This is a genomic window from Nocardioides imazamoxiresistens (assembly GCF_032378595.1).
Taxonomy (GTDB): Bacteria; Actinomycetota; Actinomycetes; order Propionibacteriales; family Nocardioidaceae; genus Nocardioides; species Nocardioides imazamoxiresistens.
In genome coordinates, this window is the sequence record NZ_JAVYII010000001.1 from 836,591 (window position 1) to 861,366 (window position 24,776).

The window sequence follows — 24,776 nt, forward strand, 5'->3', positions numbered from 1 at the left end:
CCTGCGGTTGTCCGACGGGAGTCCGGTCGGGAGGTAACGGGGTCAGGCGCGCCAGAGGTGGGGCCCGGGGCGGGTCAGCACGAGCTGGGGCACGACGGTGCGGCGCGTGAGCCGGGTCAGCCCGACCAGCGCCTCCGCGACGTCCTCGGGCGGCAGCATCTGGTCCTGCGGGACGGTCTCGGCGAGCCCCTCGGTCATGGCGGTCGCCACGTAGCCGGGACAGAGCGCCGTGGCCGACACACCGCCCGTCGACTCCTCGGTGGAGAACGTCTCGCACCAGGAGATGAGCGCCGCCTTGGTCGCGCCGTACGCGGAGTTCAGCGGCTCGCCCACGATGCCGGTCGTCGAGGCGACCGCGATGACGCGGCCGCCGTGAGGCCGATCGCGGCCCGCGACGCGGAGCAGGGGCAGGAGCTCCTGGGTCAGCACGTACGCGGACCGCAGGTTGATCGCCAGCATCTTGTCGAGGCGACGGACCGGATAGTCCGCGAAGGCGCCGATGGCACCCATGCCCGCGTTGAGCACGAGGAGGTCCAGCCCCCCGTGGATGTCGCGGTGGACGTCCGCGAGCCGGCGCACGTCCTCCTCGAGCGACATGTCGGCACCGGCGACCGCGACGCGGACGCCGTGCTCGGCGGTGAGAGCGGCGGCGAGCTCGTCGAGCGGGGCGGTGCTCCGGGCACTGATGGTGAGGTCGAAGCCCTCGGCGGCGAGCCGGCGCGCCACCAGCTCCCCGATCCCGCGGGAGGCGCCCGTGACCAGCGCGGTGCGCGCGCTCATCGCGGCGCCATCCGGATCGCACCGTCGAGACGCACTACCTCGCCGTTCAACATGGCGTTCTCGACGATGTGCGCGACCAGGGCGGCGTACTCCGCCGGGTCTCCCAGCCGCGCGGGGTGCGGGACCTGCGCGGCGAGCGACGCACGCGCCTCGTCGCTCAGGCCCTCCAGGATCGGCGTCGCGAACATGCCTGGAGCGATCGTCATGACACGGATCGCCGAGGCGGCGAGGTCGCGGGCGACCGGGAGCGTCATCCCCACGATCCCGCCCTTCGACGCGGAGTACGACGCCTGGCCGATCTGACCGTCGTACGCCGCGACCGATGCCGTGTTGACGATGACGCCGCGCTCCCCGTCGGTCACCGGGGTGTGCTCGACCATCGCGGCCGCCGCCAGGCGGATCACGTTGAACGAGCCGACGAGGTTGATCTCCACGACGCGGCGGAACCGCTCCAGCTCGAGCGGGACGCCGCGCGAGACGGTGCGGGCGGGATCGCCGACACCGGCGCAGTTGACCACGACGCGGAGCGGGCCGCGGGCGACGGCCACGTCCACCGCCCGGCCCACCGACTCGGCGTCACGCACGTCACCGGCGACGAAGGTCATCCGCTCCTCGGACGCGGCGGCGACCTGCTCACCCGGAGAGCCCGGCAGGTCGAGCAGCACGGCGTGCGCGCCCTTCGCGACGAGCGCTCGCGCCGTCGCCAGCCCCAGCCCCGATGCACCCCCGGTCACCAGCGCCACGCCACCTGTCGCGTCCACGACATCGCCTCCGTCCTCGGTCGCCGACACCCCGTGGCGTCGGTCGAGTTCGGACGGTAGGCAGTGGCCGGGCCGTTCGGCTGTCGCGATTCACGACATCGGGCCGGCGCGCGCCGCCAGCAGGCTGTCGGAGGGCACCGGAGCCGGTGTCCGAGGAGCAGGGAGGAAGAGACGATGCGCGCAGTGCAGTACCGGACCATCGGCGCCGGTCCCGAGCTGGTGGAGGTGTCGGATCCGGAGCCCGGCCCGGGACAGGTGCTGCTCGCCGTGCGGGCGGCGGGACTCTGCCACTCCGACCTGGGGGTGATGAGCCGCTCGGCCGACGCGTTCCCCTACGGTCCGCTCCCTCTCACGCTCGGGCACGAGAGCGCCGGTGAGGTCGTGGCCCTCGGCGCCGGGGTTCGTGGCGTGGAGCTCGGCGAACGCGTCGTCGTCTACGGGCCCTGGGGGTGCGGGCGCTGCGCCGCATGCGCCCGGGGGCGTGAGAACGGTTGCGCGGGACGCGAGCGCGCCGGGGTGCGGATGCCCGGACTCGGGGGGCCCGGGGCACTGGCCGACCTGCAGCTCGTGGACCACGCGCGTCACCTCGTCCCCCTCGGCGACCTCGACCCGGTCGCCGCCGCCGGCCTGGCGGACGCTGCGCTCACGCCGTACAGCGCGATCCGCTCCGCCGCCCCCGTGCTCACCCCGGGCTCCACCGCGCTGGTGATCGGCATCGGCGGACTGGGTCATGTCGCCGTGCAGCTGCTGAAGGCCCTTTCCCCCGTGCGCGTCGTGGCGGTCGACCGCGACGAGCGCCGCCTGGCGCTCGCGACCGAGTGCGGTGCGGACGTCGCGGTCCTCGCGGACGACGCGGACGCCGAGCTCGCCACGCTGCTCCCCGGGGGCGCCGCGCTCGTGCTCGACCTGGTGGGCAGCGCCGCGACGACGACGCTGGCAGCACGCACCGCGGCGTCCGGTGGCGAGGTCCGGGTCGTCGGCGCGGGCCCGGGTGCGGTCCCGATCGGCTACCGCACGACGGCGTTCGACGTGGGTGCCCGGTTCTCGTTCTGGGGCGGGCTCGACGAGCTGCACGAGGTGGTCGCGCTCGCCCGCGCGGGGCGCGTCCGCGTGCACACCGAGACGGTCGGGTTGGAGGACGTCGTCGGCGCCTACGGCCGCCTCGCCGCCGGCGAGGTGCTCGGGCGGGTCGTCGCGGTGCCGTGAGCACGGAACGGGGCGCCGCCGCTCGTGCCGAGCGGCGGCGCCCCCGGCCGTACTCAGCCCGCCGCGGCGTCGACGTCGATCCCCAGGAACGCCCGCACGACGCGAGGATCCTCCCGGATCTGCGCGGCCGGTCCCGACGCCACCACGACCCCGTTCTCCAGGACGTGGGCGGTGTCGGCGACGCTGAACGCCGCGTGGGCGTTCTGCTCGACCATGAGCACCGACAGTCCGTCCGCTGCGATGCTGCGGACAGCCTCGACCACGACGTCGACCATGACGGGCGCCAGCCCCATCGAGGGCTCGTCGAGCAGCAGGACCGTGGGGTCCGCCATCAGCGCCCTCCCGAACGCGACCATCTGCTGCTGGCCACCGCTGAGCAGGCCGGCCGTCGAGCGGCGCCGCTCCTGGAGCACCGGGAACAGCGTGTAAACCCGATCGAGCAGGTCGTGGCGCCGGGCGGCAGGGACGGCGTGACCACCCACCAGGAGGTTGTCCTCGACGCTCAGGGGCGAGAAGATGCGCCGCCCCTCGGGAACCTGCACGACGCCGGCGCGGGCGATGCGGTGACTGGCACGGCGCGTGATGGACTGGCCGCGCAGGTGGATGCTGCCGCTGGTCACCGGCGCGAGCCCGCTGACCGCATTCATCAGCGAGCTCTTGCCTGCGCCGTTGACGCCGACGACGACACCGACCGTGCCCTCCTCGAGCGTCAGGTCGACGTCGCGCACGGCGACGACCTTGCCGTAGGCCACGGTGAGCGAGCGGATCTCAAGCAGCGACATGCTCGCCTCCCAGGAACGCCTCGCGGACCGCGGGGAGAGCCGCCGTCGTCTGCGGCTCGCCCGACGCGAGCAGGGTGCCGAAGTTGAGGACGGAGAGGTGGTCGGCCAGCCCGAGGACGAACTGGAGGTCGTGCTCGATGAGCAGCATGGTGAGACCGTCCCCCTTGAGCCGGTGGAGAACCTCCGCGATGTCGCGCCGTTCCCCGGCACTCATGCCGGCCACCGGCTCGTCGAGGAGGAGCACCCGCGGATCGCCGGCCAACGCACGAGCGATCTCGACGCGGCGCTGCACGCCGTAAGGCAGTGCCGACGGTTCGAGCCCGGCCGTGTCGAGGATCTCCATCCGCGCGAGGGCGGCGTCGGCGCGGTCACGCCGTTGCGACGCCTTCCTGGCGTCGGGGAGGTCGAGCGCATCCAGGCCGGCGAGCACGTTCTCGCGCACCGTGAGGTCGTCGAGCAACCGGATGCCCTGGAAGGTCCGCGCGAGACCACGCCGGTAGAGCCGGTGCCGGGGCACCCGGGTGACGTCCGTCCCGTCGAACAGCACGCGTCCTGCCGTGGGGTCGACGAGGCGGGACATCAGGTTCACGGCCGTCGTCTTGCCGGAGCCGTTGGGCCCGACCAGCGCGTGCAGGGCGCCCTGCCGGAGGGAGAGGCTGACACCGTCGACCGCCTTGACACCGCCGAAGTGCACCTTCACCTCCTCGAGGGCCAGGATCGCGGTCATCGGGAGACCTCCAGGGAATCGGACGGGATGTTCGCCGCGCCGTCGGACGTGAACGCCGACCGGTCCTCCGGACGGCGCATCCGCCGCGCACGACGCGCGGCCAGCTGCACGACACCGGCGAGGCCGGCGGGCAGGAAGATGAGCACGACGATCGTGAGGCCGCCCTCGGCCAGGGCTCGCCACTCCCCTGCGAACGCCAGCCACACCGGCATCCAGGCGAAGATGCAGGCGCCAAGGAACGGGCCCGCCCAGTGCCAGGTCCCCCCGACCACGAGAGCGGTCAGCGCGGACACGATCACGCCGAACCCGAGGTTCTCGGGGGTGAAGACGGTCAGCAGGTCCGCCTGGCAGATGCCGGCGAGCGCGCCGAGCAGCGCACTGTGCACGAAGGCGATGCGGTGGTGGCGACGTACGTCGATGCCGAGTGCCCCTGCGAGCACCTCGTCCTCGCGCAGCAGTCGCTGGCGGCGGCCGGCTCCGCTGCGCTGGGTCAGGGCGCTGAGCACCAGGGCCGCGACCACCACGATGGCGACGCCACCCGTGCCCAGCATCGGCGGGATGCCGAACAGGCCGATCGCGCCGCCTGTGACCCCGTCCCAGGAGAGGGCGGCGATCTGCACGAGCAGCACGAACGCGATCGTGGCCATCGCGAGGTACAGCGCACGCAGGCGGGCGAGCAGGAGGGCCAGCAGGGCGGCCAGGACCAGCGTGAGCGCGACCACGGTGAGCGCAGCCATCGCGAACGACCAGCCGCGGGTCACCTGGAGGTAGCCCGCGCCATACGCACCGACGCCGTAGAAGCCGATGCCCGCGAACGAGAGCACACCGGAGCGCAGCGCGACCTGCACGCTGGCGGCCAGCAGAGTGGTGACGAGGGCGGCCTGGATGTACCCCTCGTTCGTACCGAACCAGATCTCGAGGTTCATGCGCGCTGCCACCCCCCGCGTGCGGTGAAGCCCTGAGGACGCACCAGGAGCACGACGATGATGAGACCGAACGCGACGGCGTCGCGGAGGTCGGCGCCGGCCCAGTAGCCCACCAGCGTCTCGACCACGGCGAGGACGTAGGCGAACGCGACGGTGCCCCCAAGGCTGCCGACCCCGGCCAGGATGATGATGGCGAAGGCCTTGAGCAGGTAGGCGTCTCCCATGTGGGCATCGGCGGCGCCGAGGTAGACGGCGAGCAGGACGCCCGCCGTGCCCGCCAGGGCTCCGCTCAGTCCCATCGCCGCCAGCTGCAGCGACCGTGCGGAGACCCCGCTCAGGCCGGCCGCCGTGCGGTCGAAGGCGATCGCGCGGAGAGCGCGGCCGTACTTCGAGCGCTGCACGAACAGGGTGAGCGCGGCCGCCAGGACCAGGGCCGAGACCAGGACGACGACCTGGACGTTGGTGATACGCACCGGTCCCACCTCCCAGGTGACCCGCTCCATCAGGGACCCCGGGAGGGCGTAGGGCTGGTGGTGGCTGACCACCGCGGCGACGGTCACGAGCATCGCGGCGGCCGCGACGCTGGCGATCAGGGTGCGCATCTCCGTGTCGAGCTCGTTGCGGGAACGCTTCCGGATCTGCTCGAACACGAGCGCCTCGATCAGCATCGAGATCAGGGCGCAGACGGCAGCGGCCGCGAGCACCACCACCGGCAACGGGAGTCCGTCGAGGTCTCGGGTCAGGAGGTACGCGACCACGGTCCCGGCGGTGAAGATGGCGCCGTGGGCGAGGTTGAGGATGTTCACGATGCCCCACGAGAGCGTGAGGCCGAGGGCGAACAACGTGTAGATGGAGCCGAGGGCTCCTGCGTTGACGAGCTGCTGCAGCATCGGTCCGTCAGCCGTCGTTGCCGGTGTAGCCGTCGAGCAGGGGGCCCTGCTGGCCCGGCGCGACGGTCTCCGTGGTGCCGTCCCACCGCACCAGCACACCCGGGGTGTCGGCGATGCGGTCCTCACCGAACCGGATCGGATCTCCCGTTGCGCCGACGAAGCCGTCGGCGGCGACGACGGCCAGGGCGTCCTTGAGGGAGTTGCGGGTCACCTCGCCCTCGCCGATGGACTCGAGCGCTGCGGCCAGGAACGCCACCTGGTCGTGGCCGCCGGCCGTCGAGAACGAGGGCTGGTCGCCGGTGGCGGCCTCGTACTCCTCGAGGAAGGCGACTCCGCTGGCCCACGGCAGGTCGGCGGCAGGGATGAACGCCGACGGGTAGTAGGTGTCCACGGCCGCGTCGCCCGCGGGGGTGAGAGCCCCCGATCCGAGTGCGCTGGTGCCGTACAGAGGGCCGTCGTAACCGGCGGAACGCAGCGCCTGGATCGAGGTCGTCACCGCGGGGCCGAACGTCAGGTTGGCGACGGCGTCGGGCGATCCCTCCACGATCCGGGATGCCGGCTGCGAGTAGTCGGTGTCCGCCGTGCGGACCTCGATCGTGTCGGTCACCTCGATGCCCAGCTCCTCGGCGATGGCCGGGATGCGCTCCGTCGCGTTGGTCACGGCGGTCGGGTTGTCGCCGGCGTACAGGATGGCCGTCGACTCGACCCCCTGCTCCTGCAGGTTGCGGAGCATCGCGCCGTAGTAGTCCCCCTCCGAGGTGCTCGTGCGGTAGACGAAGTCGCCGACGTCGGTGACCCCGTCCACGCTGGACTGCCCGACGATGAACGGGACCTCCTCGCGCTGCGCGACCGGTGCCATCGCGAGGGCGTTCTGGCTGAGGAGCGCGTACATCACGACGGACGAGTCCGAGCGTGCCGCGCTGTTCATCGCTCCGACCGCAGCCGCCTGGTCCGAGGCCGAGTCCACGACGTCGATCTCGAGGGTGCGACCACCGATGCCACCCGCGTCGTTGATCTCGTCGACCGCGTACTCGGCGCCCGCCGCCCAGTCCTCGCCGTAGAAGGCACCGGGGCCGGTGAGGTCGGCGATGTAGGTGATCCGGACGACGTCGCCGGCCGCCTCGTCGGAGTTGCTGCCACCGGCGCAGCCCGCCAGCAGGCTGCCGGCGAGGACGAGCGCCGCCAGCGGTGCGGCCGTGCCCAGGGGTCGGTTCATCGAGTGCTCCTTGCTCGGACGCCGCGAAGCGCGGCGGTTTGTGACGCACCCCACGTCAGGTGCGTGCGGACAGAGTCGAGGAACGCGACCGACGGCCGGTGTCCGATAACAGGTCAGTTGTCGCCGGGAGTCCGAGCGATCACACGACGGTGTAGCCGCCGTCGACCAGGTAGTGCGCTCCGGTCACGAACGACGCTGCCGGCGAGACGAGAAAGCCCACGACGGACGCGATCTCGTCCGCGGCGGCGAGTCGGCCCAGGACGTGCCGCTCGGCCATCCGCGCCCGCGTCCGTTCGTCGGAGTGGCTCAACAAGGGGGTGTCGACGAAGCCGGGGCCGACGGCGTTGACGCGGATCCCGGCGTCCGCGTAGTCGATCGCTGCCACCTTGGTGAGACCGACGACGGCGTGCTTCGACGCGACGTACGCCGCACTCGCTCCGATACCGACCTCGCCCATCACGGACGTCAGGTTCACGACCGCGCCACCGCCGCCCTGGGCCATCGCCGGCAGCTGTGCCCGCAGGCAGTGGAAGACACCTGTGAGGTTGACGTCGAGCACCCGATCCCACTGGACGCGGGTCATGTCGCCGATCGGCGCCTTGTCCGGCACCCCCACGCCCGCGCTGTTGACGGCGACGTCGAGCCGTCCGTGCTCCCGCAGGACCTCAGCGACGACAGCGTTCACCGTGGCCTCGTCCGTGACGTCGAGCGCAGCGGCGTGGCCCGCCACGGCGGTGGCCACCCGGTCAGCGGCTGCCGCGTCACGGTCGGCGACGACGACCGTCGCGCCAGCTGCGGCGAGAAGTCGCACGACGCTCGCGCCGATCCCGGACGCACCGCCGGTCACCATCGCGACTCGCCCGGCCAACCCGTCCGGCACACCTCCGGGTGTCCCGCCGGTCGCTTTGCGGTCGGTTGTCGCGTCCATGTGGGTCCTCTCCTCCGCACCCGCGCGAGCGCGCGGACCGATGCGATCGGATCAGCCTGCGGCCGGGCGAGGTTGTAGCGCTTCGACACAGTCGTCCCACGCCACGCCCGTCCCGCCTTGCAACACCGCGCACTCCGGGCCGCTCCCTACCGTCGCCGCACGATGTGGCGGATCCGTGATTCCGCCCGGAGGGAGGCATGAGATGGAGCACCAGCCACCGCGGCCCGGAGGTCGCGTCACCCTCGAGGTCGTCGACGGCATCGCGGAGATCGTGCTGGACCGACCGTCGGCCCACAACGCGCTCACCGTGACGATGATCGGCGAGCTCGCCGCGGCCGTGGACGCGGTGCGCCGTGACGACGACGTGCGCGCCGTCGTCCTCCGCGGTGCGGGCGGGCGGGCGTTCTCGGCGGGTGGCGACCTCGGGGAGCTGATCCCCCGGCTGACGGCGGGCGAGCTCGAGGTGCTCATCCCCGACCCCACCCGCCGCTTCTTCTCCGACCTGTACGTGCCCGTGATCGCCGCCGTCGAGGGGATCTGCGTCGCCGGCGGCCTCGAGATCCTCCTCGGCACCGACATCCGGATCGCGTCGACCACCGCCACCTTCGGCCTACCGGAGGTGCGCTGGGGCCTCGTCCCGGGGGGCGGCTCCCATGTGCGCCTGTTCCAGCAGGTCGGCTGGGCCCCCGCCATGCAGATGCTCCTGACCGGTGAGTCCATCGACGCGTCCCACGCGCACCGCATCGGCCTAGTCGGCGAGCTCGTCGAACCGGAGAAGGTCGTGGAGCGGGCCTGGGAGGTCGCGCGGCAGGTGGCGCGCAACGCCCCCGTCGCCGTGCGAACGGCCAAGGAGATCGCCGTCCGGGCGTGGAGCAACGAAGCACGGTTCGCCCTCGAGACCGACCTCAACCGCCGCGTGCTCGCCACCGACGACGCCCGCGAGGGCCCGGCCGCGTTCACCGAACGCCGAGCCCCGCACTACCGCAACCGCTGACGACCCGAACGACAGGAACCCACCGTGCCCGAGCAGCTCCCGCCCACCGTCCACGCACCCAGCCTCGACCTCGTCGAGTCCATCGTCCAGGCCGTCGAGGGCGTGGCCGCTGCCTTTCCCCGCTCGCTGTTCCTGCAACGCGCTCGCGAGCAGGCCGACGCGGCGGAGCTCTGGCAGGCCCTCGTGGACGCCGGTCTCCTCTCCATCGGCGTGCCCGAGGAGCACGGCGGCGCGGGAGGCGGCCTCACCGGCAGCACGGCAGTCATGGAAGCCCTCGCCCGCGTCGGGCTCCCGCCGCTCCTCTACTCGCTGACGTCCTTCTCCCGCGAGGCCATCCTCCGCTACGGGACCCCCGAGCAGGTGGCCCAGCACGTGGTGCCGACGATGACCGGTGAGCGCAAGATCTGCTTCGGCGTCACGGAACCCGAGGCCGGCACCAACTCGTTCGCGATCCGCACCTCGGCCCGCCCCGACGGCGATGGCTACCGGATCAACGGCCAGAAGGTGTTCATCTCGGGAGCCGATCAGGCCGACCACATCCTGCTGCTCACCCGCACGGCGCCCGCCGGAGAGACACTGTCCCGACGCAGCGGCTTCGGTCTGTTCATGGTCGATCTCGCGACGCCCGGGATCACGCTGAACCGGCTCGACATCGAGTGGTACGCACCGGAGAACCAGTACGAGGTGTTCTTCGACGATGTCGTGGTGCCACGCGACGCTCTCATCGGTGAGGACGGGCTCGGCTTCGACTACCTCCTGGCCTGCTTGAACCAGGAGCGCATCACGATCGCCGCGTGGGCGCTCGGGCTGGGGAATTACGCGCTCGAGAAGGCTGTCGAGCACGCGACGGTGCGTGCCCCCTTCGGACGGCCCATCGGCGCCAACCAGGCCGTCCAGCACCCGCTCGCGCTCGCGAAGGCGGAGATGGAGGCGGCTCGCACGGTCATGTACGGCGCGGCAGCGGGCTACGACTCCGGGCACGACGCCGGCGACCAGGCCAACGTGGCGAAGCTGCTCGGCAGCCGAGCGGCGCTCGCCGCCGTCGAGGCATCGATCCAGACGCACGGCGGATCGGCGTTCGTCTACGAGTCCGACGTCGTCACGCTGTGGCCGATGATCCGCATCCTGCAGATCGCTCCGATCAACAACGAGTCGGTGTTGAGCTACATCGCCGAACGCGTGCTCGGGCTGCCCCGCAGCTGACGTCCCACTGGGTGCTCCCGCCGTCACGGCGGGAGCACCCAGGTCCTTCAGAAGGACGTGGCTTCCAGGTCGAGACCGAGAGCGCGCATCTTGCGGTACAGGGTCGACCGGGCGATCCCCAGCGCGCAGGCCGCCTGGTGCTTGTTCCCCCGCGCTTCCTCCAGCGCGCGGAGGATCGCTCCCACCTCAGCGCGTTCCAGACCCGCGAGCGAGCGCCGGGCCGTGCCGGCAAGCACCTCCGCCGGGAGATCGCGCACCGTGACGTACCGGCTGCCTGCCCGGGACAGCACCACGTGGACGACGTCGCGCAGCTCCCGCACGTTCTCGGGCCAGTCCAGCCGGGACAGTGCCTGCAGGGCGTCGGTCATCCACTGGATCCCGTCCAGGTGCCGATGGCGCGCGACGTACGACGCGGTGAACTGTCGCACCAGGTCCGGGATGTCCTCGGGCCGCTCACGCAGGCTCGGCACCCTCACCGTCACCGGGAGCACGCCTCCCGCCCCCAGGCCACCGACGGCTCCGTCCACCCACCCGGCCGTCGCCACCGTGCGCACCGTTGCCGCAGAGCGGGTCAGCATCGCCGCGGCCTTCTCCTCGTGCTCGGTCGGTAGCCGGTCGATGTTGAGCACGAGGACCACTCGTCCCGCTTCACCCGACGTCGCCACCGCGAGCTCGTTCATCCACGCGAGCGCATCGCCCGTGACCGCGTCCGCCGCATCGAGGACGACAGCCCCCGGACCGGCATGGGACCGCGCGACAGCAGCCACGCCGACGCCTCGTTCACCGACCACCAGGGTCGAGGCCGGTCGCGCAGCCGCCAACCGGTGCCGCAACGCCCGCCACGCGGCGCCATCGCCGACCAACCCGGTGAGCTCGTCGGCCATGCCCCGGTCGCCGAGGCCCGTACGACCGGCATCGATCCGGCGCAACCGCATCACCACACCCACCGGCCGTTGCTCGACCAGCACCGGCTCGCATTGCACGCGCAGCGTGCCGACCGCCCCGACCTCGAGACGCGCGTCGGCGGGAGCTTCACCCGCCAGCACAGCCCGGGCGCGCTCCCACAGAACCGTCTGCTCCTCCACCCCCACGATGCGCGCCGCACTGGCGTTCGTGATGATCGTCCGCTCGTCGACCGCGACCACCGCGCGACGGCTGCCGCGGTCTGCGGCGAGGAACCGCTCCATCAGGAGCTGCTCCGCCGCACCGGAGCGGTCGCGGATCTCGCGCTCGACGAGACCCGCAAGCTCCCGCACCCACAGCAGTGCGAGCGGAGAAGCCGCGGAGGAGGCGACCATCAGGTGCAGGCTGCCGAGGACCCGACGGGTCGCGGCCTGGACGATCGTCGTCCCCGCACTCGACACTCCCTCCAGGAGACGCGAGTAATGCGCAGAGCCATCCACCTGCACCGGGAGGCGCGTCACCAAGGTCGACACGCTGCTCGTCCCGAGGACGGCCTCGCTGACGTCGTGTCCCATCCTGACGCCGGCCCGATCCAGAATCGGTCGGACCTCGCGCCCCATGCCCCACTCGCCGACGACGACACCGGCGGCATCGGTCAGCACCAGGACGGCGTCCAGCCGGTCGAGGTCATTGGCGCGGCTGGCGGCGAGGCTCCCCGCGACATCGACCACCGCGGACACCGGGCGGGCCGAGCAAGCCCGCGTCCCTGCCCCACGGGCCGGGTCGACCCCGGCTCGCGCACTCCTCCCCCACGACGCACTCAACTCCGGCGAGGGCGGATCGCCCTCGCCGCGTCGTCCCACGACCGTCGCCAGATGCCGCTGGACCGAGTCTGACCGGATGTCGTGTGCAGTGGGCACGGCGTCGTCCTCCCGCTTGACTTGACAGGGTGTCAGGAATCGATTCTGGCAGAGTCCGGCCGTCGTGGCGACCCCTTCGTCCGCGCTCGCCTGCGTCCCGATCTGCGACAGTCGGTGCGTGATCCACGGCACTAGCCTCCTGGGGTTCGCACCGCCGTCACCACGGCACCGTCCACCCGAGGAGCCTCCGTGAACATCGCCTCCGTCATCCACCGGGCCGCGCGTCGCCGCCCGGACGCCGTCGCGCTGCGTCACGGCGACTCGTCGCTCACGTACGCCGAACTCGTCGACGCCGCGAGCCGTTTCGCGGCGTACCTGCGCGGCCGGGGCGTCCGGCCCGGTGATCGCGTCGGCGTGCTCATGCACAACCAGCCCGAGTGGGTGGTCGCGATGCTCGGGACGTGGCAGGCGGGCGCGTGTCTCGTGCCGTACAACTACCTGTTCCACCCCAGCGCCCTGCGCCACGCGACCCTCGACGCGGACGTGCGCCTCGTCGTCGCGCCGGCGGTCGACGCGGACCGTCTCCACGAGGCACTCGAAGGTCTCGAGGTGCTGGCCGAGATCGTCACCGTGGGTCACGCTCCCGGCACGACGGAGTGGTCCGAGGCGCTTTCGGGGCCCGCCGACCACACCGTCGAGCCGCGCTTCGACGGCGACGACGCGGTGCTGATGTACACGAGCGGGTCCACCGGGAACCCGAAGGGCGTGCGGCAGACCCACCGCAACATCGCGGCGGTCTGCGAGGCAACGAACGACTGGTGGAGCATCTCGGAGGAGGACCACGCCCTGGTCTGCACGCCGCTCTTCCACGTCGGCGGGCTCCAGCTCGTCACCCTTCCGCTCCTCGTGGCCGGCGGAACGGTCACCTTGCGTCGCTGGAAGGTCGCCGAGTGGCTCGACGACGCCGTGACCTTGGAGCCCACGGTCGTCGCTCTGGTGCCCGCCATGATGATCGACATCGTGAACCACCTGGGGTCGACACCGCGCCCGCTTCCGTCGATCCGGGTCTGCGCCATCGGAGGCTCCGCTCTCCCTCGCACCCGCCTCCAGCAGCTCACCGAGCTGACCGACGTCGTGGCCGTCAACATCTACGGACAGACCGAGCAGATGGGCCTCTCCATCTCGGAGCCGATCGACGAAGACCGACGCGAGGGCTCGCTCGGCCGGCCACTCGCACAGATCGTCGCCACCCGGATCGCGGTCGACACGCCGCAGGGATATCGCGACGCCGCCGTGGGCGAGGTCGGCGAGCTGTGGGTGCGCGGCGACGCGGTCACGCCCGGCTACTGGCAGCTTCCCGACACCAACGCCGCCAAGTTCGTCGACGGCTGGTTCCGCACCAGCGACCTCGTCCGCGCGGACGACGACGGCTACCTCTACTACGTCGATCGAGCCGACGACATGATCATCAGCGGTGGGGAGAACGTGTATCCCCAGATGGTCGAGGGACACCTCGCCGCCTGCCCGCTCGTCGCCGAGGTCGCCGTCATCGGCACCCGGCACGAGCGGTTCTCCCAACAGGTCACGGCGATCATCGTGCCGACGTCGCCCGACGTCACCGCGGAAGACATCGCCGCTTACTGCGACAACGAGCCCAACCTGCGCGGCCTGCAGCGGCCTCGTCGCATCGAGATCGTGGACGTCATCCCACGGACCGCGACGAACAAGGTCGATCGCCCGACGCTGAAGCGGTCGTTCGTCTGAAGCGCTGACCCACCATGGAGCCCACGCCGTATCGGGCCGCCTAGATTTGCTCGTACCGGCCCGAGCGAATGAGGGATCCGAATCCCGCCCGGCCAAGAGAAGGTCGGCCGACCTTCACGGGTTGCGGTACCAACGTCCGGGATAGACGTCGTCGAACGGCCACGACACTGCGAACGCGCCCGCAATGGACAGACACACCTCGGGGTCCACCCCGCCACCCGGAACATGTGCGACGAGGGCAAGAGGAGCACCTGCGTTCGAGCGAGCGCCGCGATAGACCCGAAGACTGCGGGCTGCCTTACTGACGGGAAGAGGATCCTTACGGCTCCTATCCCGTGCCATGATCAAATCACTCCGGATAGCTCGGACGCTCGCGGTGTCCGGAACACCTCGCAGGTAGAGGCACGCAGCAAGGTAGGCGTGCTTGAGGAGCGCGAGGAGGTACCGACGCTCGTCGGGCAGTCGATATCTCAGACTCCATTCACCCGCCTCGATGATCCGAATCGCATCGTCGGTGAGTTCACCGTCCATGAAGATTCCGAACCGCCCGTCCGAGGCGACGGTGTATCTCAGCGGCGAGAGGTGACGGTAGCCAGGCACCGGCCCGTCGTGCTCGATCGTCGTGCCGACCAGGGTGTGGTCGAACCAATGCTGCAGGTCGACCTCGACCTTCGATCCAAGGCCGTTGTTGCACCGTTCACAGGTGAAGGTCGCGGCACTGCCGCCAAGGGCCCGCTGCGGGACATGCTCTCGCTCGCTGGCCGTGGGGTCCAGACAGATGGGGCACATCCACGGCTCGCCGGGCCCCATCGCGAATCCGCCACCCGCAATGGTCTCCAGGACCTCGAACGTGGCGAGCTCGCCCGTCGGATCCGGCGCCGCGCAACTCATGGAGTGGCCGTCAGGATGGCGTAGGTCGAGCCGCTCGATCGCCCGCATCCCCGGCGTACCGCCTGCCGCGCGCCGGCCCTCTGCGCGGATCACCTCAGCCCGGACGCGACCCGTCCCTGGTCCACCGGTAGCCGAGACGTTGCTCTGGTCCTCCATGCCAGCAGTCTGCTGGCGACCTCCGACAAGACTGCCAGCATCGAACCGTCACACCTCTTGCATCGTCGGATCTCACCACTCGCCCCACGGCACCTCGCGGCCGTGATCGTCTGCTTCTTCGTGTGTGATGGGGCTGCACAAGTTGACTGCTGGGGACGGGTACACGTACCTGACCCGGCAGGTCGCGGCCCACGACGCGACCGAGCGCGGCACCACGGGCCTGGGTGACTACTACTCCGAGAAGGGCGAGTCCCCGGGCCGGTGGTGGGGCTCGGGATGCGCCGCGTTCGACACCGACAGTGCTGGCGAAGGGGCTGGCAGCAGGGCGTTCGTGGGGTCGGTGGTGGCCGAGCGGCAGATGCTGAACCTGTTCGGCGAGGGTCGTCACCCCGACGCTGATCGGCTCGAGATGGCGGTCATCGATGCCGGCGGCACCACCCGAGCGGCGATGCGCGCCTCCCAGCTGGGCGCGTTGTTCGCGGTCCATGGCGCACCGAGCTTCCACTGCGAGCTCGCCCGACGCTACGGCGAGCACAACGCCAGCCAGGGCCGGGCGTGGAACACGCCGGTCCCCGACGAGGTGCGGGCACGGATCCGGACGGCGCTCGCAGACGAGCTGTTCGTGGTCGAGCACGGTCGCGCGCCCTTGGGCGATCGCGAACGTGCCGGATTCCTCGCACGGGTCTCGCGGCAGAAGACCGACGCCGTCGCCGGTTACGACCTCACATTCACGCCGGTCAAGAGCGTCTCCACGCTGTGGGCACTCGCCGACCCCACAACCGCACTTGAGGTCGAAGCAGCGCACGACGCCGCCGTGGAGCGCACGCTCGCCTATCTGGAACGGGAGGTCTTGTTCACCCGCCGTGGCCGCAACGGCGTCCAGCAGGTCGCGACCCGGGGGATGATCGCCGCCCTGTTCACGCACCGCGACTCACGCGCTGGCGATCCGAACCTCCACACCCACGTCGCCATCTCGAACAAGGTCCAGGACCAGACCGGCCGCTGGCTCGCCATCGACGGACGCGTCCTGCACAAAGCCACAGTCGCGTTGTCGGAGTCGTACAACACCTTCCTCGAAGCCGAACTCGTGTCCCGACTCGGCGTCCGGTTCGCCGACCGCGGCACCCACCGCGGCACCCACCGCAGTCCGACCCGATCCCCCACCGGCGAGCCGTCGGCCGCCATCGACGCCGCCATCGGTCGCGGTCGGCGGCAGGTGCGTGAGGTCGTCGGGGTCGATCCACGGCTCGCGGAGGCGTGGTCGTCACGCTCCGCAGCGATCGAGACCCGACGCCGCGAGCTCGCCTCCGGGTTCCAGAAGGCGCAGGGTCGTCCGCCGACCGCGGTCGAGTCCCTCGCCCTCGCACAACAAGCCACGCTCGAGACCCGGCAGGCCAAGCACGCACCCCGCTCCGAAGCCGAGCAACGCACGACCTGGCGAGCCGAGGCAGAGACCGTCCTCGGAAGCAGCGGCGCGGTCGAGGCGATGCTTGGACACGCGCTCAACCGGCAGTGTGACTGGCCTCCCCACCAACCTGCTGTACTCACGATCAGCACTGATCTTGTACAGCGGATCGCCGCTAACGTGGTCGAGCGCGTCGCAGCCGACCGTTCGACGTGGCAGGTCTGGCACCTCAGGGCCGAGGCGATGCGCCAGATCCGCAGCCACGACCTCACCGCCAGCCCGCGTATGGGTGGGGACGGTACGGGGGTCGCGGACCTAGAAGTCGTGCGCGACCTGATCGTCGACGCCGCCCTCGAGCAGCACTCAGTGGCCATCGGGGGCGTCCCCGACCGGCCACCGACGGTCGACCGAGCACGGCCGGTCGACGCTCGCCCCGACATCGAGACGACCGTCGCCGAGCACACGCCGCTCGCGCTGAAGCGGCCCGACGGGGCGTCGGTGTACTCGGTCCACGGGTCGCAGCTGTTCACCTCCCGCGCCGTGCTCGACGCCGAACGGGTCGTTCTCGACGCCGCATCACGGACCGACGGCACACGGGTCAGTGACGTCCGCGTCGAGATCGCGCTCGCCGAATCGACTGCGAACGGCGTGACGTTGAACGCCTCCCAAGCGTCCCTTGTGCGGGAGTTGGCCACCTCCGGACGGCGGATTCAACTCGCGCTCGCGCCCGCCGGGACCGGGAAGACCACCGCGATCAGCGTCCTCGCCCGCGCTTGGACCACCACCACACCCCCTCCTCGCACACCCACTGGTCTCCCCGACCAGCCCAGCACCACCGAGTCCACCGTGATCGGTCTAGCGCCCTCCGCGGCGGCCGCGCAGCAGCTCGCCGAAGCGATCGGTTCAGCTGGCATCAGTGACACGCTCGCGAAACTGGTCCACCACATCCGTCCCGACGCCGACCAGACCGCCCGAGCAGCAGCACCCGAGTGGGTCAGGGGCATCGGTCCGGAGACGTTGATCGTGATCGACGAGGCCGGCATGGCCCCCACCGGCGACCTCGCTGTCGTCACCGAGTTCGCGCTTGAGCGGGGCGCGAGCATCCGCCTCGTGGGCGATGACCGTCAGCTCGCCGCCGTCGAAGCCAGCGGGATCCTGCGCGACATCGCCACCACCGAAGCCACTGGTGGGGCGGTCACGCTCACCGAAGTCATGCGATTCCATGATCCCGCCGAAGCAGCAGCGACGCTGGCCGTACGCGACGGCGACCCCACCTCCGTCGGGTTCTACGCCGACCACGACCGCCTCCACGTCGGCGACACCGGCCACACCCTCGACCACACCTTCAACGCCTGGGCTACCGACACCGCCGCCGGACGCGCCTCGGTGATGCTCGCACCCACCCGCGACCTCGTCGCCGAACTCAACACCCGCGCCCGCACCCACCGCCTCCAAGCCCTCCAGACCGGCCAGAGGAACGGCACGACCGGACCGGCCGACCCAGGCGGTCCGATGGTTGAGCTCGACGACGGCACCGAAGCATCGGTCGCCGACACCGTCATCACCCGCCGCAACGACCGCGCCCTGCGCGTCACCGCGAGCGACTGGGTGAAGAACGGCGACCGCTGGACCATCACCCGCGTGCACGCCGACGGGCGTCTCAGCCTGGCCCACGGCCAGCACGGCCGAGCGGTCACGCTGCCCGCGGCGTACGTCCGCGAGCACGTGCAACTCGGGTACGCGACCACCATCCACGGCGCCCAAGGCCTTACCGTCGACACGTCCCACACGGTTCTGACCGGCGCAGAGGACCGCAACCTGCTCTACGTCGCCCTCACCCGCGGCCGCAGTTCGAACCACGTCTACCTCGCCACCGGCACCGACGGAGACCCTCACACCGCCCTCCACCCCGACACCCTGCGACCCCCGACACCCGTCGAGCAGCTCACCGCCATTCTGGGTAGGGACGGATCCGCCCGCTCCGCCAAGTCCGAGCTCGCCGTTGCGAACGACCCAGCTGCTCTCCTGCACGCCGCCGCCGGGCGATACGAGGACGCCGTCCACTACGCCGCCGAACGCGTCCTCGGCGACACCACCCTCGCCGAACTCGACGACCTAGCTGCTCGGCACGGCCTCGACCAGGCTCCCGCCTGGCCCACCCTGCGCTCCCACCTCGCGCTCGCAGCCCTCGACACGCCCCACGACGAAGACGCCGGCGAGACGCTGGGCAGTCCGAGTCGGCCGCGATTCCGACTGTCCTCGGCGTACCTCACCCCCGCCGAGCTCGCCCGTCGCACAGCCATCCGCAGCCATCGCGCCGCCGAACTGCTGCAGCAACTCCTCCGTGCCGCGCCGCTCGGAGACGCTCGCGACCCCGCGGCCGTCCTCGACCACCGCCTCGCAACGCTCCACGACTCCCAGCCTGCAGGCCACGCGCGTGGATCCGATGCTCCGCTCGCATGGCTGCCACGCATCCCCGACGCACTCGCCGACGACAGCGACTGGGGCCCCTACCTCACCGCTGCAGGCGACGCCGTCCGTGAACACGCCACCACCGTCGCCAACGCGACCCGCGCCTGGACCCCGTCCCGCCCCGGTGACCTACCCGCATGGGCCCGACTGCTCCTCACCACGAACAACACAGCCACGGGCACGTCCACCGAGGCTGCGGCTGGACTGGTGGTGGATCTGGCCGTGTGGCGCGCCGCCCGCGGCGTACCCGCCGAGGACACGCAACCCGCAGGTCCCGCGGCGTACGGACGGCTCGGTGAACACCGCAATAACCTGCGACGCCGCGCGGCCGCGATCACCTCGACCTATCAATACACGCGACGCGGCTGGTACCAGTCGCTACCCGCAGCGGTCCGCGACGACGCCTGGGCACCGGTGCTGTGCCAACGCCTCGCGCAGCTCGAACGTGGCGGCCTCGACCCCGCAGCCCTCGTCGCCGAAGCGGTCACCACCCGCTCCCCATCCCCCGGCGACACCAACCCCGGCAACACTGACCCCAGCGGCACTGGCGTGGGCGTAACGGGCACTCCGCGCCCGCTTCCGAGCGAGACGCCGGCGGCCGCGCTGTGGTGGCGCCTCGCACGACATCTCGGACCCGCCGTCGTCACCGACCCCCACGCCGGCGACCTTCTCCACCCCACCTGGACCGGCGACCTCGACAACGCCCTCCCCCGGTCGCACGCTCAGGCAGTACGCCGCTCCCCCGCCTGGCCCGCACTCGTCGCCGCCATCGACGAAGCCACCACACCCACCCGCCACCCCCACCGAACCGACCAGAACGACCAGACGAGTGGCACCTGGACGCCAGCAGTGCTGCTCCAGACCTGCATCGACGCGCTCCCCGACACCATCGGACCCCACGAACTCGGCGAAGCCCTGGTCCATCGCATCGCGGTGCTCACCGACCCACCCCCACGGCACACCGTCGGCGTCAGCCGCTCCACCGGGTCCGCCGATCCCGTCGACACCAGAGGTCCCGTCGGTTCTGCGGACGTGAACGTCACGGCTCCACCAGAGGCAGCAGCCCCCGTGGCATTCCCGCCCAGCCCTCCGGCGGACGCCTCCGTTGCTGTGACCACCAAGCCAGCACGGATCGTCGATCTCAACGAGCAGGCAGCAGCCTTCTATCGCGACCAGCTCGACATCCGCGGCGGATGGGCACGCCCCTACCTCGCCCACCGCTTCGGCGAACTCACCGAGCTGCTCCTCCACCCAGACCTATCGGGTCTCAGCGACGCCGGGCCAACCGTCGGCTACGCACCACGCGGACCACGAGCTCTCCTCACCCACCTCCTCGACCACGGTGCGAGCCTCGCCGAACTCCACGCCGCCGGCCTCGTCAAGCAACGACGCTCCGGGCGCGAAGACGGCACCGACGGCGGCGACGGCGCGGATGTCGAGTGGGTCGACGTGTTCCGCGACCGGCTTGTCCTCCCGGTCCGCGAACCCGACGGAGGCCTCGTCGGGTTCGTCGGACGCCGCAACCCCACGAAGACCGACCACGACTACGCAGGCCCGAAGTACCTCAACACCCGCACCACCACCGTGTTCAAGAAGTCCGAAGCACTGTTCGGGTACGCCGAGAACCAGCGCCCACTCACCGCTGGCGCACTCCCCGTACTCGTCGAAGGGCCCCTCGACGCACTCGCCATCACCCTCGCCCACGCGTCGTCACGTTCACTGGGCGGAACCGCCGAGGCCGCGGCTGTCGGGATCGCGCCCCTCGGCACAGCGCTCACCGACCACCAGATCGCACTCCTCACACGATGGGCACGCCCCCATGAAGCCACATCTGACGCGATCGCCGATCACCTCGCGATCGCCACCGACCACGACCCCGCCGGCTGGACCGCAGCACAACGCGCCTACTGGCGACTCACTGCCCACGGCATCGACCCCACACACCTGTCCCTGCCCGAAGGGCTCGACCCCGCCGACCTCCTCCACGAACAAGGACCAGCCGCGCTCGCCGACGCGATCCGAGCTCGGATCCCGCTCGGCGACGCGCTCATCCGCGCCAGGCTCCACTCACCCGCCGACCGGACACAACCCGCCACCCGCCTACGACTCACCCGCGACACCGCCGCGATCATCGCCGCCCGACCCGTCGAGACCTGGCCCGCGGCCATCGCCGCCGTCAACCACGCGCTGCGACTCTCCCCCGGCATCCTCGAACATGAAGTCCTCCACCACAGCACCCGACGCGACAACAACATCGACGACGTCACTAGCGACGAGTTGAGCCGTATCGATCCGCCGCGATCGAGAGCGGGCAAGCCCACCGAGAGGGGCACGGCGCCTCGTCCCTCCCGTTCGCGTGCGCTCGCACCTTCTCCCGCACCACGCGACATCACCGCTCACCGCCCCTTGGGAGGGGAGCAGGGCAACGCGCCGCCACGCTGAGCTGCACACGACGGGCCGCCAACAGCCAAGCCCTTCGAAATCTGGCCCGCGCGAGAGCAGGTGCTGCGACGATGCCTCGAGATGCTGACACCCAGACGGGTGTCGCCTACTTCCTGGGGGAACGATGAGCGCAGACGCAACGGCTGCCGTCGAGGCGTACGCGGTGTTCGAGCGCGACGGCCTGGCGGCCGCGTGCATCACCGTGATCCCCACGACCGACCTGGCCGCCGTCGCAGCCCTGTGGGGCGCGGACCTGACCTCTCCGGTCCCCGACCCGTACGACCCGCCGCCCTTCGGTGACGCCCATTCCTGGCACGTCTGGTTCGACGTTCGGGCGGACCGCATCGTCGTGGTCGAGGACAACGGCTACCGCGGGAACGAAGCCGAGGTCATCGCTGCAGCGAGTCGACTGGCTGAGGGTGGTCGTGTTGCGAGCGCGTTCTGGAACGTCAACGCGATGGCGTGCTGCACCTGCGCGGAGGCCGGCAGCGTTCTGATCGGACCTGAAGAGGTGCGGTACGGCGACCAGGCGCCCCCCGAAGCCGCAGAACTCGACGACTTCCTGGCTCCGTTCCGGTCGCTCCCCGACGCCGACGAGCTCGATGACTCCTCAGACCTCGACACCGGTCCGTCGTGGATCGGGACCGCGCTGGCAATGGTGGAGCGGTGGACGTCCACACCGCTGATGCTCGATCTTCTCGACGTCAAGGGCCGCACCGCCTACCTCCTCGAGGACCGCCTGGTCTGACACCGCGACGTGAGTGCGATCCGCGAACGCCCCGGGACGACACGGATGGTCGTCAGGAGGTCGCGTCGACATCGATGAGGTCGCGGCGCTGCTCTCGTGCCCCGCGTGCCGCATAGGTGCGGTTGCGTTCGCTGCGCGGCGACTCGACGTGCCGACCGGGTTGGCACCCTGAACCGAGGGTCTGGCTTATCCGGTCCAGGAACAGCGGGAGCGTTGAGCGCTGCCACTCTGCCAGGTTCATCGGCGACGTTGCGTACGACGTCAGGTATCTCTCGAAGGCGACCACGACGAGCTCGTTCGCGAGGTGGGGGTGCTGAGGCCAGCACTCCGGGATACCCGGACGGTTCACGCTCCACAGGTGCTGGGAGTTGATCCACGCAGCGACCTCGTCGACCCAGGACCAGACCGCGTACCGGACGTCCGGCTCGCACGTCGCCGGGTCCCACGGACGCTGCAGACTCGCGACCTCCGCGACACCAGACGCCGACTCCGGCTGCTCTGCCGCCGCGACCTGGAGCCGTACGACGCGGTCAGCCACCGCAGCCGGAAGGTCGGGGAAGGGCTCTGCAATCAGCCGTGGAACCAACAGATCCACCCGGCTCGGCTCAGGCATCCGGCGCGCTCCCGCTCACGCCGTACTGCGCCGATGGCGACTGCTTCGCACGGGCCTCGGCGACCTGGAGTCGCACCGCCCGCTGATCCTCGATCAGCTGCGTCGTCCACCCGCGTCGTCGTGCGTAGCGGCTGTCGATGCAGCGGTCGAGGTGCGCCAGGATCGGCGGGTGCGCCTCGGAGAGCACGAGCGCCTGCCGCTCGGGGATCCGGCGCAGCTCGGAGGCCTGCAGGATCGGCGTCTCGTGCGGCGACCAGTTCCGACTCTTCTCCGACTTCCACCAGCCACCCGAACGCGACTCGCCCTCACGCATCACCGTGCGCTGCCCGATCAGGTCGGACAGCTCGCGGTAGAAGCCCACGTCCTTCCCGCCCCCGAACACGATCAGGTTGTTCGACAGGCCGAGGATCGTCCGCGCCTCGTCGTCGCCGAAGCACCGCACCAGCTGCCGCCACGTCTGCGCAGCGATGATGAACGAGATCCCCAACGCACGCTCGTTCGCCATCCGCGTCGCCAGCGTCGGGATCGGCGCCGTCGACGGTAGCTCGTCGAGCGTCGCGAGGAACGGTGGGCACAACCGGCCGTACGGCGACGTCTCGCCCAACCCCTTCGCCGTGTCGAGTACGTCCTCGGTCACGGCCGTCATCAGCGGCGAAGCGGACGCGTACGGGTCCTCCCGGCCCAGCAGGTAGATGGTGCCGTTCGCACGGATCAGCGCCTCGATGTCCGTCGCGGGGCGCTCCGGCGTTGGCGTGCAACGCTCGCGGATCGAGGTCTGGAAGAACAGACTCATCGCCTGCTGCACCGTGGTGATCGTGTTCCCGGCCGTCCGCTCGTCACCGAAAAGCGCACCCCGAAGCAGACCATCCCAATGACGCGCCGCGTAAGGGTGGGTCCGCAGGATCTCCTCCGCCCGAGGATCCGTACGCGGGTCGGCTACCCAACCCATGACGTCGTCGAGATCGAGACCCGCGAGAGCGGCGGCGTGGAAGTACCCCTGCAGGACCTTCGCGCACTCGCCCGCATAGAACCGCGCCGACTGCTCGGACGCACCCTTCGATACGCCCGATGCGAACGCCTTCGCACGGCGCTCAGCGATTAGAGGGTCGGCGCACCCGGCCAGCGGATCCCACACGAGCGGTGGAAGCCCCGGCACTACGCCGAACGGATCCAGTACGACGACAGGACGCTCGCCGCCGCCCTCCGCTGCGGTCGGGCGAGTCCGCGACCGCAGCGTCAGAAACAGATCTTCCGGCTTGGTGAGCGTCACTAGCGCCGCTCCCGGTGCGCCGAGCAATGTTGGCGCCAGGACGTCCAGCGTCTTCCCCGAGCCCTGGGGACCAACAACGCACGCCGTCCGGTCGAAAGGGATCCACAGCGCGTTGCGGTCCCGACAAGGGCTGCTCCCGGACAAGAACGCTCGCGGAAGCGTCCCTACCCTCCACCCGATCCGAACCGACGACTTCGTGTGCACGTCGGGTCGAATCGTCGCCGCGCGAGCACGAAGTTGACGAACTCCGAGGGCACCCAATGCATCCTGACGCCCCGCGACACCACTCGCCTCCAACGAACGCTGGCGCGCCACCCAGGCGCCGAAGAGCCCAGCGAACACTGCACCTGCGGCGACGATCAGCGCGGTCACCGCCCAGAGCGCCGCATCCGGCGGCAACGCCCGCCGCTGCTCTGGCGCGAGCCCATCACCAAACCGTCCCCGAAGCAGGCCACCCAGCCCACTGAACGGCTCCTCTAGAGGCACTGACTCGTCGAACGCGAAGCCGCATACGGCCAGCACGGCTGCTTGGACCAGCATCGGAGCCGCAAGTAGGCCGAAGACCCCGAGCAGGACCCCGAGCAGAACAGCCTCAGGCTTGGGTGCTTGGCTCCTCAGCCAACGCCTAGATGACCCGCCATGTCCGAACCTCATACGTTAAGAAGGCGCACATCGGCCATCCCGAAGTGACAGCCATCCGCCGGGAGCTCCGCGAGACGTGAGCTCAGCTGCCGTCGAGAGAGGTCGCCGGAAGTGCCTAGTTGTTCTGTCCACGCAGGTTGGGTACGAGGTCGGCTGGTGATCGGCCGCCGAGTGCGGTGTGACCGCGGTGGTGATTG

Annotated in this window: 18 protein-coding genes; 6 read left to right on the forward strand and 12 right to left on the reverse strand. The window is 70.9% G+C overall.

Annotation, left to right across the window (positions count from 1 at the left end; all coding sequences use genetic code 11):
- Positions 1–42: 42 nt before the first annotated feature.
- Positions 43–780, reverse strand: coding sequence for an SDR family NAD(P)-dependent oxidoreductase (locus tag RDV89_RS03950; protein WP_315731462.1), 738 nt, complete (start codon positions 778–780; stop codon positions 43–45).
- Positions 777–1,541 (reverse strand): SDR family NAD(P)-dependent oxidoreductase, encoded by a 765-nt coding sequence (locus tag RDV89_RS03955; protein ID WP_315731464.1) that lies wholly within the window; start codon positions 1,539–1,541, stop codon positions 777–779. Before RDV89_RS03955 ends, RDV89_RS03950 begins: the two co-directional genes overlap by 4 nt.
- Positions 1,542–1,715: 174 nt before the next feature.
- Between RDV89_RS03955 and RDV89_RS03960 the strand changes: the two genes are divergently transcribed.
- On the forward strand, positions 1,716–2,747 hold the full coding sequence (locus RDV89_RS03960) for an alcohol dehydrogenase catalytic domain-containing protein (protein WP_315731466.1): 1,032 nt from the start codon (positions 1,716–1,718) through the stop codon (positions 2,745–2,747).
- A gap of 53 nt (positions 2,748–2,800) precedes the next feature.
- Here the strand turns inward: RDV89_RS03960 and RDV89_RS03965 are convergent, their stop codons facing one another.
- The 6 genes from RDV89_RS03965 to RDV89_RS03990 all read right to left on the reverse strand — a co-directional run bounded on the left by RDV89_RS03965 (position 2,801) and on the right by RDV89_RS03990 (position 8,156).
- A complete protein-coding gene (locus tag RDV89_RS03965; protein WP_315731468.1) occupies positions 2,801–3,529 on the reverse strand; it encodes an ABC transporter ATP-binding protein in 729 nt (242 codons plus the stop codon).
- A complete protein-coding gene (locus RDV89_RS03970) occupies positions 3,516–4,256 on the reverse strand; it encodes an ABC transporter ATP-binding protein (protein WP_315731470.1) in 741 nt (246 codons plus the stop codon). The genes RDV89_RS03965 and RDV89_RS03970 overlap by 14 nt, the downstream gene beginning before the upstream one ends.
- Positions 4,253–5,182, reverse strand: a complete 930-nt coding sequence (locus tag RDV89_RS03975; RefSeq protein WP_315731472.1) for a branched-chain amino acid ABC transporter permease — start codon at positions 5,180–5,182, stop codon at positions 4,253–4,255. Before RDV89_RS03975 ends, RDV89_RS03970 begins: the two co-directional genes overlap by 4 nt.
- Positions 5,179–6,072, reverse strand: coding sequence for a branched-chain amino acid ABC transporter permease (locus RDV89_RS03980; RefSeq protein ID WP_315731473.1), 894 nt, complete (start codon positions 6,070–6,072; stop codon positions 5,179–5,181). Before RDV89_RS03980 ends, RDV89_RS03975 begins: the two co-directional genes overlap by 4 nt.
- Positions 6,073–6,079: 7 nt before the next feature.
- Positions 6,080–7,288 (reverse strand): ABC transporter substrate-binding protein, encoded by a 1,209-nt coding sequence (locus tag RDV89_RS03985; protein WP_315731475.1) that lies wholly within the window; start codon positions 7,286–7,288, stop codon positions 6,080–6,082.
- A 139-nt stretch (positions 7,289–7,427) separates the two neighbouring features.
- Entirely contained in the window at positions 7,428–8,156 is a 729-nt protein-coding gene (locus tag RDV89_RS03990; protein ID WP_315731477.1) for an SDR family NAD(P)-dependent oxidoreductase, read from the reverse strand.
- Between the two features lie 262 nt (positions 8,157–8,418).
- Between RDV89_RS03990 and RDV89_RS03995 the strand changes: the two genes are divergently transcribed.
- Positions 8,419–9,210, forward strand: a complete 792-nt coding sequence (locus RDV89_RS03995; RefSeq protein WP_315731479.1) for an enoyl-CoA hydratase/isomerase family protein — start codon at positions 8,419–8,421, stop codon at positions 9,208–9,210.
- Positions 9,211–9,234: 24 nt separating this feature from the next.
- Entirely contained in the window at positions 9,235–10,413 is a 1,179-nt protein-coding gene (locus RDV89_RS04000) for an acyl-CoA dehydrogenase family protein (RefSeq protein WP_315731481.1), read from the forward strand.
- 47 nt (positions 10,414–10,460) lie between these two features.
- Here RDV89_RS04000 and RDV89_RS04005 read toward each other — a convergent pair whose 3' ends face one another.
- Positions 10,461–12,491, reverse strand: a complete 2,031-nt coding sequence (locus tag RDV89_RS04005) for an AAA-type ATPase lid domain-containing protein (RefSeq protein WP_498072243.1) — start codon at positions 12,489–12,491, stop codon at positions 10,461–10,463.
- Here RDV89_RS04005 and RDV89_RS04010 point away from each other — a divergent pair.
- On the forward strand, positions 12,426–13,940 hold the full coding sequence (locus RDV89_RS04010; protein WP_315731486.1) for a class I adenylate-forming enzyme family protein: 1,515 nt from the start codon (positions 12,426–12,428) through the stop codon (positions 13,938–13,940). The two genes, RDV89_RS04005 and RDV89_RS04010, sit on opposite strands and share 66 nt — an antisense overlap.
- A 114-nt stretch (positions 13,941–14,054) precedes the next feature.
- On the opposite strand, the gene RDV89_RS04015 is transcribed toward RDV89_RS04010, so the two are convergent.
- Entirely contained in the window at positions 14,055–14,987 is a 933-nt protein-coding gene (locus RDV89_RS04015) for an HNH endonuclease (protein ID WP_315731488.1), read from the reverse strand.
- A 127-nt stretch (positions 14,988–15,114) separates the two neighbouring features.
- Here RDV89_RS04015 and mobF point away from each other — a divergent pair, with 127 nt between their 5' ends.
- Both mobF and RDV89_RS04025 read left to right on the forward strand, forming a co-directional pair.
- Positions 15,115–21,306 (forward strand): MobF family relaxase, encoded by a 6,192-nt coding sequence (gene mobF, locus RDV89_RS04020; RefSeq protein ID WP_315731490.1) that lies wholly within the window; start codon positions 15,115–15,117, stop codon positions 21,304–21,306.
- 163 nt (positions 21,307–21,469) lie between these two features.
- The gene (locus tag RDV89_RS04025) at positions 21,470–22,054 is read left to right on the forward strand and encodes a hypothetical protein (RefSeq protein WP_315731492.1); all 585 of its coding nucleotides are present in this window, start codon (positions 21,470–21,472) and stop codon (positions 22,052–22,054) included.
- 52 nt (positions 22,055–22,106) lie between these two features.
- Here the strand turns inward: RDV89_RS04025 and RDV89_RS04030 are convergent, their stop codons facing one another.
- Both RDV89_RS04030 and RDV89_RS04035 read right to left on the reverse strand, forming a co-directional pair.
- Positions 22,107–22,667, reverse strand: coding sequence for a hypothetical protein (locus RDV89_RS04030; protein WP_315731494.1), 561 nt, complete (start codon positions 22,665–22,667; stop codon positions 22,107–22,109).
- Positions 22,660–23,937, reverse strand: coding sequence for a type IV secretory system conjugative DNA transfer family protein (locus tag RDV89_RS04035; protein ID WP_315731496.1), 1,278 nt, complete (start codon positions 23,935–23,937; stop codon positions 22,660–22,662). Before RDV89_RS04035 ends, RDV89_RS04030 begins: the two co-directional genes overlap by 8 nt.
- Positions 23,938–24,776: the final 839 nt, after the last annotated feature.